Annotated in this window: 15 protein-coding genes and 1 pseudogene; 3 read left to right on the plus strand and 13 right to left on the minus strand. The window is 70.5% G+C overall.

Annotated features, from left to right (window positions below; translation table 11 throughout):
* Nucleotides 1–61 precede the first annotated feature (61 nt).
* From OG618_RS36620 to OG618_RS36645, 6 genes and pseudogenes are all read right to left on the minus strand, one after another.
* On the minus strand, nt 62–532 hold the full coding sequence (locus OG618_RS36620; RefSeq protein ID WP_329491940.1) for an NUDIX hydrolase: 471 nt from the start codon (nt 530–532) through the stop codon (nt 62–64).
* Nucleotides 533–1,047: 515 nt separating this feature from the next.
* Nucleotides 1,048–1,890: an SAM-dependent methyltransferase gene (locus tag OG618_RS36625; protein ID WP_329491941.1), complete on the minus strand. Its 843-nt coding sequence runs from the start codon at nt 1,888–1,890 to the stop codon at nt 1,048–1,050.
* Nucleotides 1,891–2,225: 335 nt separating this feature from the next.
* Nucleotides 2,226–2,652 (minus strand): annotated as a pseudogene (locus tag OG618_RS36630) (IS5 family transposase); the annotation flags it as partial.
* A complete protein-coding gene (locus OG618_RS36635) occupies nt 2,583–2,900 on the minus strand; it encodes a hypothetical protein (protein WP_329491942.1) in 318 nt (105 codons plus the stop codon). The pseudogene OG618_RS36630 and the gene OG618_RS36635, both read right to left, overlap by 70 nt.
* Nucleotides 2,901–3,358: 458 nt before the next feature.
* Entirely contained in the window at nt 3,359–4,528 is a 1,170-nt protein-coding gene (locus OG618_RS36640) for a methyltransferase domain-containing protein (protein WP_329491943.1), read from the minus strand.
* 2 nt (nt 4,529–4,530) lie between these two features.
* Nucleotides 4,531–4,656 carry a hypothetical protein gene (locus OG618_RS36645; RefSeq protein ID WP_329491944.1) on the minus strand — a complete coding sequence of 42 codons (126 nt, stop codon included), beginning with the start codon at nt 4,654–4,656 and terminating at the stop codon, nt 4,531–4,533.
* 416 nt (nt 4,657–5,072) lie between these two features.
* Between OG618_RS36645 and OG618_RS38150 the strand changes: the two genes are divergently transcribed.
* A protein-coding gene (locus tag OG618_RS38150) for an IS630 family transposase (RefSeq protein ID WP_442906918.1) occupies nt 5,073–6,142 on the plus strand; the annotation gives its coding sequence in 2 pieces (ribosomal slippage) (nt 5,073–5,519 and nt 5,522–6,142; 1,068 coding nt in all).
* 675 nt (nt 6,143–6,817) lie between these two features.
* Here OG618_RS38150 and OG618_RS36660 read toward each other — a convergent pair.
* The 4 genes from OG618_RS36660 to OG618_RS36675 are packed head-to-tail and all read right to left on the minus strand — an operon-like array spanning nt 6,818 to nt 10,442.
* Nucleotides 6,818–7,822, minus strand: a complete 1,005-nt coding sequence (locus tag OG618_RS36660; protein WP_442906919.1) for an ATP-binding protein — start codon at nt 7,820–7,822, stop codon at nt 6,818–6,820.
* On the minus strand, nt 7,819–9,375 hold the full coding sequence (locus OG618_RS36665; protein WP_329491947.1) for a Mu transposase C-terminal domain-containing protein: 1,557 nt from the start codon (nt 9,373–9,375) through the stop codon (nt 7,819–7,821). The genes OG618_RS36660 and OG618_RS36665 overlap by 4 nt, the downstream gene beginning before the upstream one ends.
* A 54-nt stretch (nt 9,376–9,429) precedes the next feature.
* Nucleotides 9,430–9,693: a hypothetical protein gene (locus OG618_RS36670; protein WP_329491948.1), complete on the minus strand. Its 264-nt coding sequence runs from the start codon at nt 9,691–9,693 to the stop codon at nt 9,430–9,432.
* Nucleotides 9,690–10,442: a TnsA-like heteromeric transposase endonuclease subunit gene (locus OG618_RS36675; RefSeq protein WP_329491949.1), complete on the minus strand. Its 753-nt coding sequence runs from the start codon at nt 10,440–10,442 to the stop codon at nt 9,690–9,692. The genes OG618_RS36670 and OG618_RS36675 overlap by 4 nt, the downstream gene beginning before the upstream one ends.
* Nucleotides 10,443–10,736: 294 nt before the next feature.
* On the opposite strand from OG618_RS36675, the gene OG618_RS36680 reads away from it, so the two are divergent.
* Complete coding sequence (locus OG618_RS36680) at nt 10,737–11,210, plus strand: hypothetical protein (RefSeq protein ID WP_329491951.1); 474 nt, start codon at nt 10,737–10,739, stop codon at nt 11,208–11,210.
* A 67-nt stretch (nt 11,211–11,277) separates the two neighbouring features.
* Here OG618_RS36680 and OG618_RS38155 read toward each other — a convergent pair whose 3' ends face one another.
* The 3 genes from OG618_RS38155 to OG618_RS36695 all read right to left on the minus strand — a co-directional run bounded on the left by OG618_RS38155 (nt 11,278) and on the right by OG618_RS36695 (nt 13,638).
* The gene (locus OG618_RS38155) at nt 11,278–11,589 is read right to left on the minus strand and encodes a Ku protein (protein WP_442906920.1); all 312 of its coding nucleotides are present in this window, start codon (nt 11,587–11,589) and stop codon (nt 11,278–11,280) included.
* A gap of 393 nt (nt 11,590–11,982) precedes the next feature.
* On the minus strand, nt 11,983–12,942 hold the full coding sequence (locus OG618_RS36690) for a rhomboid family intramembrane serine protease (protein ID WP_329491952.1): 960 nt from the start codon (nt 12,940–12,942) through the stop codon (nt 11,983–11,985).
* A 540-nt stretch (nt 12,943–13,482) separates the two neighbouring features.
* Nucleotides 13,483–13,638, minus strand: a complete 156-nt coding sequence (locus OG618_RS36695) for a hypothetical protein (protein WP_329491953.1) — start codon at nt 13,636–13,638, stop codon at nt 13,483–13,485.
* A gap of 132 nt (nt 13,639–13,770) precedes the next feature.
* Here OG618_RS36695 and OG618_RS36700 point away from each other — a divergent pair, with 132 nt between their 5' ends.
* Nucleotides 13,771–14,262: an alpha/beta hydrolase gene (locus OG618_RS36700; protein ID WP_329491954.1), complete on the plus strand. Its 492-nt coding sequence runs from the start codon at nt 13,771–13,773 to the stop codon at nt 14,260–14,262.
* Nucleotides 14,263–14,353 lie beyond the last annotated feature (91 nt).

Genomic DNA, 14,353 nt, shown 5'->3' on the forward strand with positions numbered 1-14,353 from the left:
GACGTGGGAAGTCGGGAAAGGGTTGTGCAGCCCGGATCGGATTTACGTGTCCGCAGACGGTTCAGAGAGCCGTGCGGCTCCCCGGAGGGTCGGCGCGCCAAGCGTGTGCCGCGGTCACGACGTCCTTGATGAAGGTGCTGCCGCTGCGCAGTGTGTTCTCGTCGAGCAGCGTGACGTCCTCGGCGGCCAGCCAGGCGAACTCGGTGTGCTTGTTCCGTTCGAGTGCGGGCGAGGAGAGGTCCCCGTCCACCTCGACGAGGTAGTCCGACTCGATGTGCCGTATGCCGTCCCCCGTCCACTCCGTGTGTGCCACCCGGGCGAGAACGCGGCGCAACCGCCACCCCGTCTCTTCCAATATCTCCCTGCGGAGCGCGTCCAGGAGGGACTCCCCTGGTTCCACGGCTCCACCGACCACGTCCCAGCAGCCGGGGAAGAGGGAGCGGTCGGCCGAGCGGCGTTGGACGAAGATCCGGCCGGCCGGATCACGGATCAGTGCGCCCACCACCGGTCGGGGCTGGGCTGCCCCGGTCATGAGGGTCCCCCGTCGCGCTCGGACGGGAACGGGTTTTCGGAATCAGTATTCCCGTACGAACGGTCGAACGGGCGGGGGGTCGAGCAGTCCGAATGGCGGGGTCGGGGCGGGATGAAGCGGTCTGGATTCGAACTGGAGAATGAACGACCTGAAGCTTGCATCTCCACTACGCGAGGTTAGCCGAATCTCGGAGAACAGGTGCGAGGACGAACTTCTTCGGGGCGCCTTGAGTTCCACTTGACACGGCGAACGGTCGCGTGCTGAGGGATTGCCTCCCGGTGTGTGCCGCGGCCCCGCCCCGGCGGAATCGCTGGGGCGGGGCCTTGTCCGCGCACGGACCGGTATCGGCCCGGTCCGCCCGTTCCATGGCGACGGGGCGCCGGCAGCGGATTCTTGAGCGATTCTTTCCTGCCACCGCTGACGGATCGTGAGGGAACCTTATTGGCCGGATCGGCCGCCCTTCGGGTCTCGGCGGTGCCGTCCTCCGGCCCCGCCGACCCGGCCGGCGCCTCCGTTCACCGGCGGCGCGCGACCACGAAGGCGTAGCCGATCTCCGCGAGGGCACCGAACCGGGGAAGGGAACGGGCGAAGTCGAAGAACTCGTAGTGCGGGTCGTCCACGGAGGGGGTGACATTCGCGAAGGCATCGGCGAACGCCTGGTAGGTGCGCCGGACGTGCTCGCCGATGTCCTGGAACTCCAGAACCTCCAGACCGGCGCGGTCGAGGGCCGTGCGGAGCTCCGCCGGCTCGGGGAGCGCAGGGGACCCGAACGCCCGGCAGGTCCGGCGGACCGTCTCCGCGGCCTCACCGGTCACCGGCGACCGGAGCAGCACGTCGGTGACGACCAGCGTGCTGCCGGGCCGCAGGGTTCGGGCGATCTCGGTGAGGGCGGCGGTCCGGTCGGGAATGTGCATCATGGACTCGATGGCCCAGGCACCGTCGAAGGACGCGGACTCGAAAGGCAGTGCGCAGGCGTCCGCGTACCGGAAGTCCACCCGGTCGGCGAGCCCGGCGGCATCCGCCCGGGTCCGTGCGAGGGCGATGTCCTCGGCGCTGACCGAGATTCCTGACACCTGGCCACCGGTGGCCCGGGCGATGCGCAGCGCGGGCCGTCCCGTTCCGCAGCCGACATCCAGCAGACTGCGGCCGGGTGCGGCGGCCAGCCGCCCCGCCACGAGGTCGGTGAGCCGGTCGGTGGCCTGGTCGAGCGACCGTCCGTCCGCCGGGCCGTCCCAGTAGCCGACATGAATGTTCCCGTCGACGGCCGCGCCGTCCACGATCTCGGGGTGCTCGTCACGGAGCGGGTCAGGGTTGAGTGAGGACGGGACGCCGTGCTGCGCGGACGGGTTGTCGGTCATCGCGATCTCCCGGGTGCGAGGGGTGAGTCGGCGGGTGACGAGGGTCGGCGGCGTTCGCCGGGAGCGGGCAAAGGTGTTCCCGGACGAACGCGACGCAGTTCCGCTCTTCCTGAAGGACTTCCCGTGCGACCGGTGGTGGGAACCGCTTCTCCGGGACTGGTTACCGCAGACGGTGATGGCGGTGGCGAGGTGGCCGTCGTGGACGTGCCAGTGGCCGTCCAGGGTGGGGAGCGGGGAGGGGACGAGGAGGACGGCGGTGAAGGTGCCGTCCGGGCGGAGGGTGAGGTCGGCCTCGGAGATGTCGAGGAAGGTATGGGTGAGCGGGAACCAGGTGTTCCGCCCGTGAGGACGAAGCCGAGCGGGCGGCCGCGTTCTTCGCAGGCCGGGTGGAGCTTGGTGCTCAGTCCTCCACGGGATCGGCCGAGGGCGTGATCACCCGTTCGTCCCGGTCGAGTGCCCCCTTTTGCCGCCGGTGGCGTGCTGGTGGGCCCGCACGATCGTGGAGTCGACCGACACCAGCCAGTCGATGTCCCCGGCCGCATCCCTCTCCGCCTGGATCGCCCGCAGCATCCGCGAGAACGTGCCGTCCAGCGCCCACCTGCGAAACCGCGTGTACAGGGTCTGCCACGAGCCGTACCGCTCCGGCACATCGCGCCAGGCCGAGCCGGTCCGCAGCTTCCACACGATCCCGTTCAGCACCACCCGGTCGTCACAGCGCGGCCGACGTGCAGATCCTGACCTCGGCAGGAACCGCGACAGCACATCCCACTCGGCTTCTCCGAGATGAGGACGTACAGCACGGCGGGGGTCGGCCCGTACCACGTCGGCGTGCCGGTGACGATGGTGTGCCGCAACGCCTTGCCGGGTCGGCCGATGTCGAGGCGGCCGCCAGCGAGTCGCACCTTCCAGCCCATCCGGGCGGCCCCGCGCAGCTGGGCAGGGGTGTGCCGGGCCGGCGTGCCGTGGGCGATCTGGGTGAAGCCCTCCAGGCCGCCGAGGAGGTACGGCACAGAACTCTGGCCTGCGAACTCGCCGCCGACGATCTCGTCGTGGAAGGCGGAGTAGAGGAGGAGCGCCGGTCGGCCCAGGCCGAGCGCGGGGCCGGTGAAGGTCTCCAGCGTGTGGAACGGCAGGTCATCGGGGAGCTGCCTGGAGTCGTTGGTGAAGGCGTAGTTGGCAGCACCGGCTTGCGTCGAGTCATGTACGCGGAGCGTAGTGCGCCAACTATACGGCCGGGGTGGCTTGTTCAGGATCGATGCGGTCCCGCCGCGCCCAGTCGTCCAGCCGAGCGCCGAGCCGCCGACGCCGCGCCCGCACCAATGCCTGCCCCAACGTCGGCGGCTCGACCTCGGCCAACCGCTCCGCCGGCACCCGCCGGGGACTACGTGACCCGGCCGACCGCACCGGCACCCGCAGATCAAGACCACGGCCCAGACCACCACCAGTACGGACGCTGCTCACACCGTGCTCAACGAGCGGAACCGTCGGCCGCTACTGCCCCGTGGACGGCCCACCGCGGGCCGCCCACCGGATCGCGCAACCACACGAACTGGCGGTCCGGGCCTACCGTGATCCCGTACTCGCACGGCTCCGGCCGGCCCAGACCATCCCACACCGCCCAGGCGATCATCAGCTCGTCGCCGATGCGCCGCTCGCCGCCCTGGTGCAGCACCGTGGTGCCGTCACCCACCGCGCCGAACGCCGCCCACGAGCCGACTCCGTCGTGGACCCAGGCGTTCACCCCGTCCTCGTCCCGCCCAGTGGTGATCACCGCGTCCGGCACCGCCACCCGCAGCGCGAACGTGAGGTCCCAGTTCCCCTCAAGGGCGCCCAGGTCCCGCTCCACCACCCGGTCGGTCTCGGCCGGGCCGCCGCCGCGTACCGCCGCGTACCCGGTGAACCCCGCCACCGGCGGCGCCGCCCCGGCCCGGTCCGCCATGAACTGCCCCAGGCCCTGCACCCAGCCCGTCGCGCTGCGGCCATCCTCGGCGACCGTGAGGGCGACGTGGCCCAGCCGCCCCCACGGGTAGACGATTCGCCCGCCCGGGCGGGTCGCCTCCACCCACGCCGGGGGTACCCGTTCGACGGCGTAGGTGGCGATCACCCGGTCGAACCGTTCACCACCCGGCGCCGTGCCGGTGGCGTCGGCAACCAGCACCTCGACGTCCAGGCCGGCGGCCGCCAACCGGGCCCGCGCGAACTCGGCCAGCCCCGGGTCGATCTCGGTGGACACCACCAGGCCCGGGCCGGCCCGCCGCGCGGCGAGCGCGGCGTTCCAACCCTGCCCACCGCCGATGTCCCACACCCGGTGCCCGGGCTCCAGCAGCAGCGAGTCCAGCATGTCCACCACCACGCCCTGCGCGGACAGGCTGGACGACGGCAGCCCGCCGCTCACCTGGGTGATCGCGGCCGCGGACTGGTCGCCGTACAGCTCCCCGGCCCAACCCTGCGGATCGGCCCACCGTTCCACCGCCACGTACGCGTCCCCGTCCCACCGCCACAGCCGCTCCGGCGCGAACCAGTCCCGGGGCAACGCGGACACGGCCTCGCGCAGCCACGGAGCCCGCTCGGGCCAGGCCCCACGCGCCTCCATCGCCTCATCAAGGCCGGCCCGCCACTTCACGAGGTCGAGGTCCACGCTCAGTCCTGCTTCGGCTTCCGGTGCTTCCCATCACTACCCGGATCCGGCTTGTCGACCTTCCCGTCCGCGTTCCCGGGCGGCGCCTTGCCCTTCTCCAGCGGCTGGTCCTTCTCCCGATTGCCCACCAGGGATCCCCCTTCGCACGCAGAACGACAACCCGGCCATCCTGACCGCTACGCCTCGCAGACGGTAGGGGGCGCAGCAGCGCACAAGGGGCGCCGGATGCCGTGCGCGCGCCCCCGGGAAAGCAGCGGCCCCGGCAGTGCCCTGCCGGGGCCGATCAGGCCTTCTCGGGACCACCGCACAACCTACTGGTGGGCACTGACCGTCGTCGGGGGGAGCAGCGCCGACAACCTCTACATCGCCAACCGGCACCTCACCGAACACGAGCACGGAGATGTTCTGCAGGACATCGCGGCCCAGCCGCGGGTGCCACGGTGGTTCGGCGTCGGGCCACGGCTGCTGGCCAGAACCTCCTACTGAGGATTTCGGGTTGTCGTCGGGTAGTGACGGTTCATGATCCCTGCGGTATGCCGTTGGTGTGAGGTATCCGGAGGGTGGGGGCCTGACCGCTGAGCGTCGGGCGTTTCGTGAGGGGATCCGGTTCCAGGCCGGGATGCGGTTCGCGGTGGGTGAGAAGACCACGGTGATCGCAAAGGATCTGCGGGTGAGCGTGCGGTCGGTGGAACGCTGGCGTCGTGCCTGGCGCGAGGGCGGGATGGAGGCACTGCGCTCAGCAGGGCCGGCCAACTCCCCGACTGTCACCGACGCCCAGTTCGCCGTGCTTGAGGAGGAACTCGGCAAGGGGCCGACCGCGCATGGTTTCGCGGATGAGCGGTGGACGCTGGCCCGGGTGCAGAGCGTGATCCACCGTCGGCTGCAGCTCAGTCTTTCGGTCCCGACGGTGTGGCGGCTGCTGAAACGGCACGGCTGGTCCTGGCAGGCACCCGCCCGCAGGGCCCTCGAACGCGACGAGAACGCCGTGGAGCTGTGGAAGAAGGAGGTGTGGCCGCGGGTAAAAGCATCGGGGCGGCGTGTGGCGGCTGGATCGTCTTCGAGGACGAAGCCGGATTCTCCATGACGCCGCCCCGCGCCCGCACCTGGGGCCGACGCGGAGACACGCCCGTCGTCCGGGTCCGTGGCAGATCCCGCCGCCGGACCTCGATCGCCGCCCTGTGCTGCTATCGCCCGGGCGAGAGCCGGCTGATCTACCGGCCCCGCAACCACCTCCTCCTCAAGGGAGCCCGCAAGAGCTTCTCCTGGAAGGACTACCGTGATCTGCTCGTCCGGGCCCACATCCAACTCGGCGGACCGATCGTGGTCGTCTGGGAGAATCTCAACACCCACCTGTCAGCGGGGCTGAAACGGTACGAGGCCGAACACGACTGGCTCACCACCGTCCGTCTCCCGCCCTATGCACCCGACCTGAACCCCGTCGAGGCCGTCTGGTCACTCGTGCGCAGAGCGATGGCGAACACCGCCTTCGGGACGCCCGACGACCTTGACCGCACACTCCGCCGCGAGTTGCGCCGAATCCAACTCCGACCCCACCTGATCGACGGATGCCTGACCGCCACCGGCCTGACTCTCAGACCACCGACCCCACCCTGAAAACCTCAGTAGTCGGGTGCGAGTCGTTGACCTGCGCGGACTTGATTGCTTGAGACGGAAGCCCGCTGACGCGTGTGTCGTGGCCCTCGGTTTTGGACGTAGAGCCTGATGGTGCCGTAGGCGATGGACGTGTCGTGCTCGTCCGTGAGGGCGGTCCAGATTTCCATGGGGGTGCGGCCAGTTTCGATCATGGCGTCGACGAGTTCTTGGACAGGATCAATGGCGGTCGGGCGACGGGGCAGTGGCTTGCGTGGTGGCGGTTGCGGGTCGTCCAGTGCTGCGCGGACAGTGCGCCAGCCGACCTGATGCCGCTTGACCAGCGCTCTCATCGACAGGCCCAAGGTTCTGGCGTCGTGCCGGATGTGATGGTAGAGCTCAAGCTTGCTGGGTCGTCGCGGCGTTTCGGCCGGACCGTTCTTGCTTTGTCGAGGCGGGGCGGGTCTGGCATCGGCAAGGGCGCGTTCGAGGACCTCTGATGTGCGTCCGGTCAGAGCGGCGAGCCGTTCGAGTTTGGGCTTCCCGAACCAGCTCGGGGGGCCGGCGAGGACACCCTGCAGGTAGCTGGGCTTGAGGTGGTTAGCCGGGCCAGGCGGCGGAGGTAGGAGTCGGTGCTCTCGCCGTTCTGCGGGCGGACCTGGACGGGAAGCCGGGCCAGCAGCGGCTTCGGGGCCTCGGTCACCCGCGAGCCGCCTTCCTCCGTGGAGGAGCGGCGGTCTCTGCGGCGTGATCCAGGGGGATCGCGTCGATCGCGGCGCCCCGGATGGCGTGGGACAACGCTCCGATCATGCCGTCGGCCCGGTTGTGGAGGTAGCGGTCCAGCTTGACCAGGCTGCCCGGCGGGTGGTCGTGCAGGAGAAGGGTCTGTTCCATGGTCGCGATCAGGCCCTTCCACTCGTCGCCGTAGGGGAACGGGCGGGTGGGGACGAGAGTGAAGCGGCCCGCGATCTGGGCGCCCCGGGTGCCAGCGAGGAGTTCGCTGGTCTCCAGGCCGATTCCCGCATAGACGAACGTCGCGGGGATGCGCTCGGAGAAGTACTTCAGGGTGTCGGAGACCTCGCCCCCGGCCCGCGTGACCTGCGAGACGTTGTGGATTTCGTCGACCAGCACCAGACCGGTGCGGGTGTCCGTGCAGACGCCGACCACGGCCTCGATGATGTCCGTCATGTTCGACCGGGAACGGACTGGAAGGCCCAGAAAGCGCGCGAACTCGGCAGCGACCATGCGGGCGGTCGCGGCAGGCGGGACCGTGATGTAGAGCACCGGGATGCGGTCGGTGACGTTCGGGTGGCGAGCCCGGTCGAGGAGCTCGTGGGCGAGCCCGAGCTGAGTGATGGCGCTGGTCTTGCCCGTGCCCGGCAAGCCGGAGACCATCAAGCCTCGGCGAGCGCTGATCGCGTGTCGATTGAGCAGGACCAATCGACGGCCGCAGACCACCGTCTTCTCGACGAACGAGGTGGCCACCACGAGCATCCGGGCGTGATGGTCGAGCCGGTCCTCGTCATAGAGGGCCCGCTCTGCCGGGGACAGCCTCCGCAGTTCGTCGGAAGACAACAGGACCGGGGGCTCGGGCGGGCCGGCGGCGAACGTCCGCCATCCGTCCAGGGTGGTGAGCTGACGGTTGGCCGCAGCATCGGCCTCGTGCAGGGCGGTTCGTCGACCCGCCGCTTCGGAGATGGTCACGGACGCCTCCAGGGGTTGGCGAGCGGGTCGAACAGACCCAGCGGGATGACCTTGGCCAGCTCGGTGTCCGGCTCCTCGTCCGGCGCGGGCTCGACGGCAGGCGGGTCCGGGATCGGCGGCTCGGGGGTGGTGGCCCGGGTCCGGGCGGCGACGCGGCGAGAACGCTTGGCCGCAGGACCCTTCTCCAGGGCAGGGCCGGCGTGGGCCCGCCGCAGCAGGGCAGCGGCGGCATCAGCGATCTGCTCCTCGGTGCCGCCGGGGACCTGCTCGCAGGCGTGGTCCCAGGCCAGCTCGCCGAACGGGACGCCGACGCGGCGAAGGTGCTTCCAGAACACGGTGATCCACCGATCGCCCTGGCGGTCGCGTACCCAGATCCGGGAGATGTCGTAGGGGTCGTAGTGGATCTCCCACAGACCCTTCTTCTCCACCACTCCGGAGTGCTGGCGCCGAAGTGGGCCCAACTCGACGTCGTCGTAGGTGCGGTGCTTGATCCGGATGCCGTAGGCGTTGATCGCCTGCCAGCGCTCGGGCAGCAGCTCGATGTAGTCCGCGCCGTTCAGCGGGACCGGGACGTAACCGCAGGACTCCACCAGCGTGGCGTACTTCTCGTTCGGTGAGAACGCCCGCTTCGGTGCCTGCGGGTCACGCAGCCCGTCATGCGGCCTGGTTTGCCAGACCGCGACAATCCACTCATCAAGAAGACTCTGCAACTCGGATAGCGACCACAGCCGCCCGTCCTCCAGCTTCCGGCCTCGCCGGTCCGCGGTCGAACCGGTGTAGCCCGCGACGAACTGAGCGAACAGTGTGGCCACTGAGCCCAGGGTCTTCTCGATCGTGCCCTTGTCCGTCGGGGTCGCTTTGTGGGCCGGTTGCAGGTTGATGCCCAAATAGCGGCAGGACGCCCGGAAGTTGTTCGAGATGAACACCTTGCCGTGGTCGCAGACGATCGTCTCCGGAACGATCACCGGCCGTGCCGCCGCCTGCTCCAGGCGCTCGTCCAAGGTCAGCAACCGTCGGTGCGGCAGCACCGAACGGGACATCAGCAAGGCTTCTGACCAGCCCGGTCGCATCGCCTCCGGGGTGACGCTGCGGGCCAGCAGCGCGGAGGCGTCGGCTGCTTTCGTCGTCGGCCGCAGCACCGCCGCGGTGATCGACCTGGTCGCGATGTCGACCATCGCGGTCAGCTCGACCTTCTCCGCGATGCCGTCGTCCAGCCGCACCAGCACGTCCAGCGGGGTCGAGTCGATCTGCATGAGCTCGCCCGGCGCACTGGCCGGCACTTCCCCGAACGGGCCGGGCGGCCGTGCGTTGACCGACCGGCGTGTGCGGGCCGAGCCCGTCGCATGAGTGCCGGTCGCCAGCTTGCTGTAGAGCCGGTAGAGGGTGGCCCGGGAAGGAACCTCGACATGGGCGGCATCTTTCCGGCCGGACAGGATCTCCTTGGCCCGCCAGACGATGAACCCGATCGTCTTCGACGAGTCCTCGGCCGTCTCGCCGATCGCCTGCCGCATCGCCTCCACCACCGCCGCATCGACCATGCCGAAGGCCGGCATCTGTTTGGCCGACCGGCCGTCGGCCAGTCCGATCAGTCCGTCACGCTGATAGCGCTAGCGCCGCTGCTTGATCCCGCTGGCCGTCACCGGGTGCCCGGCCGCCGTCAGCTCGGCCGCCTTGACTCGCTCACGCTCAGCCAGCGAGTTCCGTCTCGGATCGAACTCCGGCCGCGGCACCGCTCCTTCGGAACCGTCCAGCGGCAGGCCGTGCAGCACTTCGAGAATGTGCCCCTCCCACCAACGGGCCTGTTCGGCCGCTGTCTCGGGAAACTCCGCGATCCGGGCCGTGGGGGGAACCTTCCGCTCCGTCCCGCTCATTGGGCACCCCTGCCGGCCAAGCTCACGACCGTGCGCGGTCCCATCAGCTCGATCGACAGCCCCTTGAAGACCAGTTCCTGGAGCCAGAGCAGATGAAACAGGGTGGGCAGCGTCGCGAGCCGGTCACCCACCACGTCGGCCCCCGGAAACATCGGACCCGGCTCCGCGAAGACCTCCCGCAGCCGATCGGCAACCGGGCGGTGCAGGCACCGTGGGTGCCGGTAGCGCGACAGCCACCGCACATTCGCCAGCAGCACCGCCTCCGGCGTCCCGACCCGCTCGAACCCCCACCCAGCCTGAGCGCAGGCCAGCCGCGTCACCTCGAACGCTTCCGCGTCCTTCGGCTCGATCCGCTCATCCGCGCGGACGTCGATGACCACCGCCGAGCCATCCACGTGGCGGGCGAAGTAGTCCGGGGCGTGCCGACGCTCTCGTTCGCCGTCGTGCCAGTACAGCCAGAACGGCTGCGAGGCGATCCCTGCCACCTTCGGGTCGAAGTCCATGAGCAGAAGCCGATCCCGCTCCAACCAGGACTCGAAGCCGACGTGCTGCCCAGTCGTCGCCGCCCAGTACCAGCCCGCGAAGTGACGCTCACCGCGAGACCACCGAAAGGGCCGCACCGGTGCCCCGTCCTCGAAACGGGTCGTCACGCAGTCCAGCAGCGGACGCCGTTGTCGCTCGCGAACGACATCCACGTACGACAGCTCGACGTACGGGCATGCAAGATCCACCCCAGCCGGTACAGCCACCCAGCACCCCCAGCACGATCACCTACACGACTAGGTTCACTGAGACGGAAGGCCAAACGACTGGGTTCGCTGAGTAAACGACTCGATTGAGTGAGAGCGGTCAGCGAAGGTGGCCTTGTTCGCGAGTTTCCGGCAGCAGATGTTCACCAGTTTCGGCAGCGCCCCTGGATCCCGCAGATTCGAACAGCCCGGGCTCATTGACTCAGGCATGCCTGGTCGGGGACGGCTCGATCGGCCGATACGAGAGGATGTGCACGCTGATGCGCAAGGACGTTTCGTAGGGGGATAGTTGGTATGGCGGGGGAACTGTGGGTATCGACGTTCTCGCTCGCGGGTGTCGTGCGCGGTGGTGCGCTGACGGCGTTCACTCAGCGTGCCGCCCAGCGGTCGGCGGATCGGGCCGAGGAGAGGCGACGGTCGGCGGCGACCGCCGAGACGCGCCGGACCGAGCAGGTGCAGGCGATCCAGGAGTTCCTTGCCTGTGCCCAACTCGCCGAGCGGGCCGCCTACGCCCGCCCGGAACCGTGGGGTGCCGACGAGGACGGCTGGATGACCGGGGCGCAAGCCACCATGACCAAGCTCTGGACGGCTGACCGCGGGGTTGCCCTGCTCTGCGACCCGGCTCTGGAGGCCCCCGCCCGCGCTTACGGACGCGCGCTCAACCAGGCGGTCTGGCGCGAGCTCGGTGACGTGGACGTCAACGAGCACCTGGAAGAGCACAAGAATGCCTTCATGATCGCTGCCCGGGCGAGCCTGGCCCGCACATGACCGATCGCCCGGGCCGGTCATCCATTGAAGCTCCAGTGGTACGAGTCGACCACCCTCAGCCCCGGTGCTACAGGCTCCTCTCGGACCGGGAGCTTGCCAGGACCTCCAACGGCACAGTCGAACACCGCCCGCTGGTTGGGTGCTGCCGAAACTGGTGAGCATCTGCTGCCGGAACTCGCGATCGAAGCCACGTCACGATCTCCCCGAAGTCCACCTGGGTGCCGGTGCGCTCGTTGACCCGTTTGCTGCGGACACGGTCCGGGGTACCGCGCTGCAGCTGGTGGAAGCGCACGTCGTGGGCCTGCGTCGCCGTGTACGGCGCGACGGGCACCGTCACCAGGCCGAAGGTCAGCACTCCGGTCCACACAGGTCGGGCCACGACCGCCTCCGTTCCCGGACGACTCCGGCGCGCCGCCGCTCGCGCGGCACGGGCTCACCGCCAGCGTCGCCGCCGGGCGGTCGGCGCGCACGCGGGAGTGGGCCGACAGACACCGCGGCGACACCCCGCACCGCCGGGCGGCGCACCGCGGCCGCCCACGACGACTCCGTGGTGGGCCAGGGCTGTGACGACCGGTTCGAGTTCGAGTTGGCGCTGGACCTGCTGGACGGCTTCGAGCGGCCCCGGCAGCAGGGCTGGACCTCGACCGCCGCCGGCGGACCGGACGCCCGCCCGGCCCGGCACGGCGCAAGGCCCGCGGGCGCGGGGCCGGACGTCACTTCCGGTCCTCGGCGCCCGCGGGCCCGCGGGCCCGCGGGCTCACCACCTCGCCGGTCAGCCCCAGAGGCTGCGCCCGGCGAGATCGGCGGTCTGCACGACCACCAGGGCCGTCAGCAGCCCCAGGACGGCCAGTACCCCCGCCGCCTGGATCAGAGCCCGGCCCTTGCGCGGCGCGAACACCAGCACCGAGCCGACCGCGAAGCCCGCCAGCAGCCCGCCGAGGTGGCCCTGCCAGAAGGTGAAGCCCGCCGAGGCGACCAGCCAGATGATCGCCCCCACCAGCTGCCGCCCGCCGCCGAGCGGGTCGTGGTGCATCTTCCTGGTCATCAGGAAGTACGTGGCGACCAGGCCGAAGATCGCGCCGGACGCGCCGACCGCCGCCTCCTGCGGGGCGATCAGGTACCCCAGGACCGACCCGCCGAGCAGACCCGTCAGGTAGAGCGCCAGCATGCGGACCCGGCCCAGTTGCTGCTCCACCACCCGCCCGAAGAGCCACAGCGAGTACATGTTCATCAGGATGTGCAGGATGCCGAACTGCCCGTGTGTGGCGGGCAGATGCAGGAACCCCGAGGTGACCAGCCGGTACCACTCGCCGTGCGCGATCCCGACCTCCTGGAAGCCCGGCGGCAGCAGACCGTCCTCGACGACGTACCGCAGGCCGTCCGGCCCGGTCACCCCCTGGCCGAGACTGTCGAACCGGTCGACGACGCCCGGACGGATCAGTTCGAGCACGTACACCAGCACGTTCACGGCGATCAGCAGGTACGTCAGGTAGGGCGTGCCGATCAGCCTCCCGCCGAACACCGTGCGGGCCTGACGGATGCTCCGGTGGCCCTCCTTCACGCACTCCGGGCACTGGTGGCCGACCGGCGCGTCCAGCATGCAGTCCGGGCAGATGTAGCGCTCGCAGCGGGTGCACCTGATGAACGACTCCCTGGCCGGATGCCGGTAGCAGGTGGTGGCGGGCTGCACCTCTGGGCTGGGCGCCCCGGGGGTGACGTGTGTGGCGTCCATGGAAGGGCTGGTCTCCGTACGGTTTCGGCTGGGCCCGGCGGCTGATCCGCGGCCGGTGCAGCGAACAAGCTAGCGAACGTGCGGGCTGCTGGAAACGGAGGGGTGGGGTCCGCATCGGTCGCGGTGCGCCGGCCCGTCAGGGAGGCGCGGGCCGGCGGCCGGACGGTCGCGGAGCGGGTCGTGGGAACGCCCCCGGCGGCCGGCGGCCGATGGGCCGGCCGGGTTGCCGCGGAGAACCTCGCCGACGGGTGTCGATCCGGGCGCCGGCCGTTCGTGTGGAGAGTGGAAGGCCGGCACGCTGCCGTCGCGGCCACCCACGTCGCGCTCGGCCGGGACGCCTCCCTGCTGCCCTACGGCCGCTTCACGGATCGGCAGGTGCAGAGGCTGTACTCGGTACTGCCGGCCACCGGATCCGGTACTTGGGCCGCTCCGCGTCCTCGGGCGTCCTGGACTTCAACGGGTCGCTGGCCATCCACGACCGCCGCGGGTTCGTCGCCGCCTGCGCCATCCACGTCCGCACCTGCGCCTGCTCGGCCGGGGTCAGGCCCTTGAAGACGCCGCTCGCAGCGGGGTCGGCGCGACGGTGTTCGGCACCGGCGGCTTGGCCGCGGCCACAGCGTCGGTGGCGCCGGCCAGAACGACATCGGTACCCGCGGCGGTGACGACGGCCACTGCGCCGACGCGGACGATGCTCACGGCGGCTGCCTCGGCGTGGACGGCGATTGCGCATGTAGGGCGGGCGCATTCAGCGCATTAGCCTGCGCGTTTCATCTGGGGTCGCGTCCGAATCATGATCGAAAAAGCGAAAGTGCCTTCTGAGCTGCAACGATGAGGAGGTGCGCCGCGTGGGCGTTCGCCGCACCGGTACGAACGCGCTCGGCGTGGGAACACCGCCGGCCTCTCCAGGACGGCCGCCCCCGCAGCCGGGGGCTTGCGCTGCCCCCGCGCGCGGCTCGCGATGCACCGGCGGGCAAGGGCCTGCCGCCCGTCCTGCTCTTCCAGGCCACCGAGGACGCCGCCACCCCGTACGAGGGCGGGGTCGCGATGCGCGACGCGCTGCCCGGCTTGAAGCTGGTCGTCCAGAGCGGCGGCAGCTTCCACGAGATCCTCTTCCACGGCAACGCCTGCCTGGACGACACCTTCACCGCGTACCTCCGGGACGGCAGCCTGCCCAAGGGCAACGATCGGATCGCCAAGACCTGCGCTCCCGAGCCCGATCCCGACCCCGTCTACGTGACCCCGCCGCCGGCCGCGGCCGCCCCGGCCGCCGGCCCGCTCGCGCGGACCGACCCGGAGACCGTCCGCGGCCTCCTCCGCTAGCCGACCGGCCCCCTGCCCCGGTGGTGGTGCGTGGTGGGGGTCGCCTGCCAGCGCGCTGTGCGCGGGTTGCCAGCGGAGGGGCGGAGGCTGG

Source organism: Kitasatospora sp. NBC_01246 (assembly GCF_036226505.1).
Lineage (GTDB): Bacteria > Actinomycetota > Actinomycetes > Streptomycetales > Streptomycetaceae > Kitasatospora.

Bases quoted from the DNA above. Each gene is read 5' to 3' on its own strand.
- OG618_RS36670 (WP_329491948.1), bottom strand. From the start codon at position 9,693: ATGAGCGGGACGGAGCGGAAGGTTCCCCCCACGGCCCGGATCGCGGAG.
- OG618_RS36665 (WP_329491947.1), bottom strand. From the start codon at position 9,375: ATGCCGGCCTTCGGCATGGTCGATGCGGCGGTGGTGGAGGCGATGCGG.
- OG618_RS36620 (WP_329491940.1), bottom strand. From the start codon at position 532: ATGACCGGGGCAGCCCAGCCCCGACCGGTGGTGGGCGCACTGATCCGT.
- OG618_RS36680 (WP_329491951.1), top strand. From the start codon at position 10,737: ATGGCGGGGGAACTGTGGGTATCGACGTTCTCGCTCGCGGGTGTCGTG.
- OG618_RS36625 (WP_329491941.1), bottom strand. From the start codon at position 1,890: ATGACCGACAACCCGTCCGCGCAGCACGGCGTCCCGTCCTCACTCAAC.
- OG618_RS36690 (WP_329491952.1), bottom strand. From the start codon at position 12,942: ATGGACGCCACACACGTCACCCCCGGGGCGCCCAGCCCAGAGGTGCAG.
- OG618_RS36700 (WP_329491954.1), top strand. From the start codon at position 13,771: ATGAGGAGGTGCGCCGCGTGGGCGTTCGCCGCACCGGTACGAACGCGC.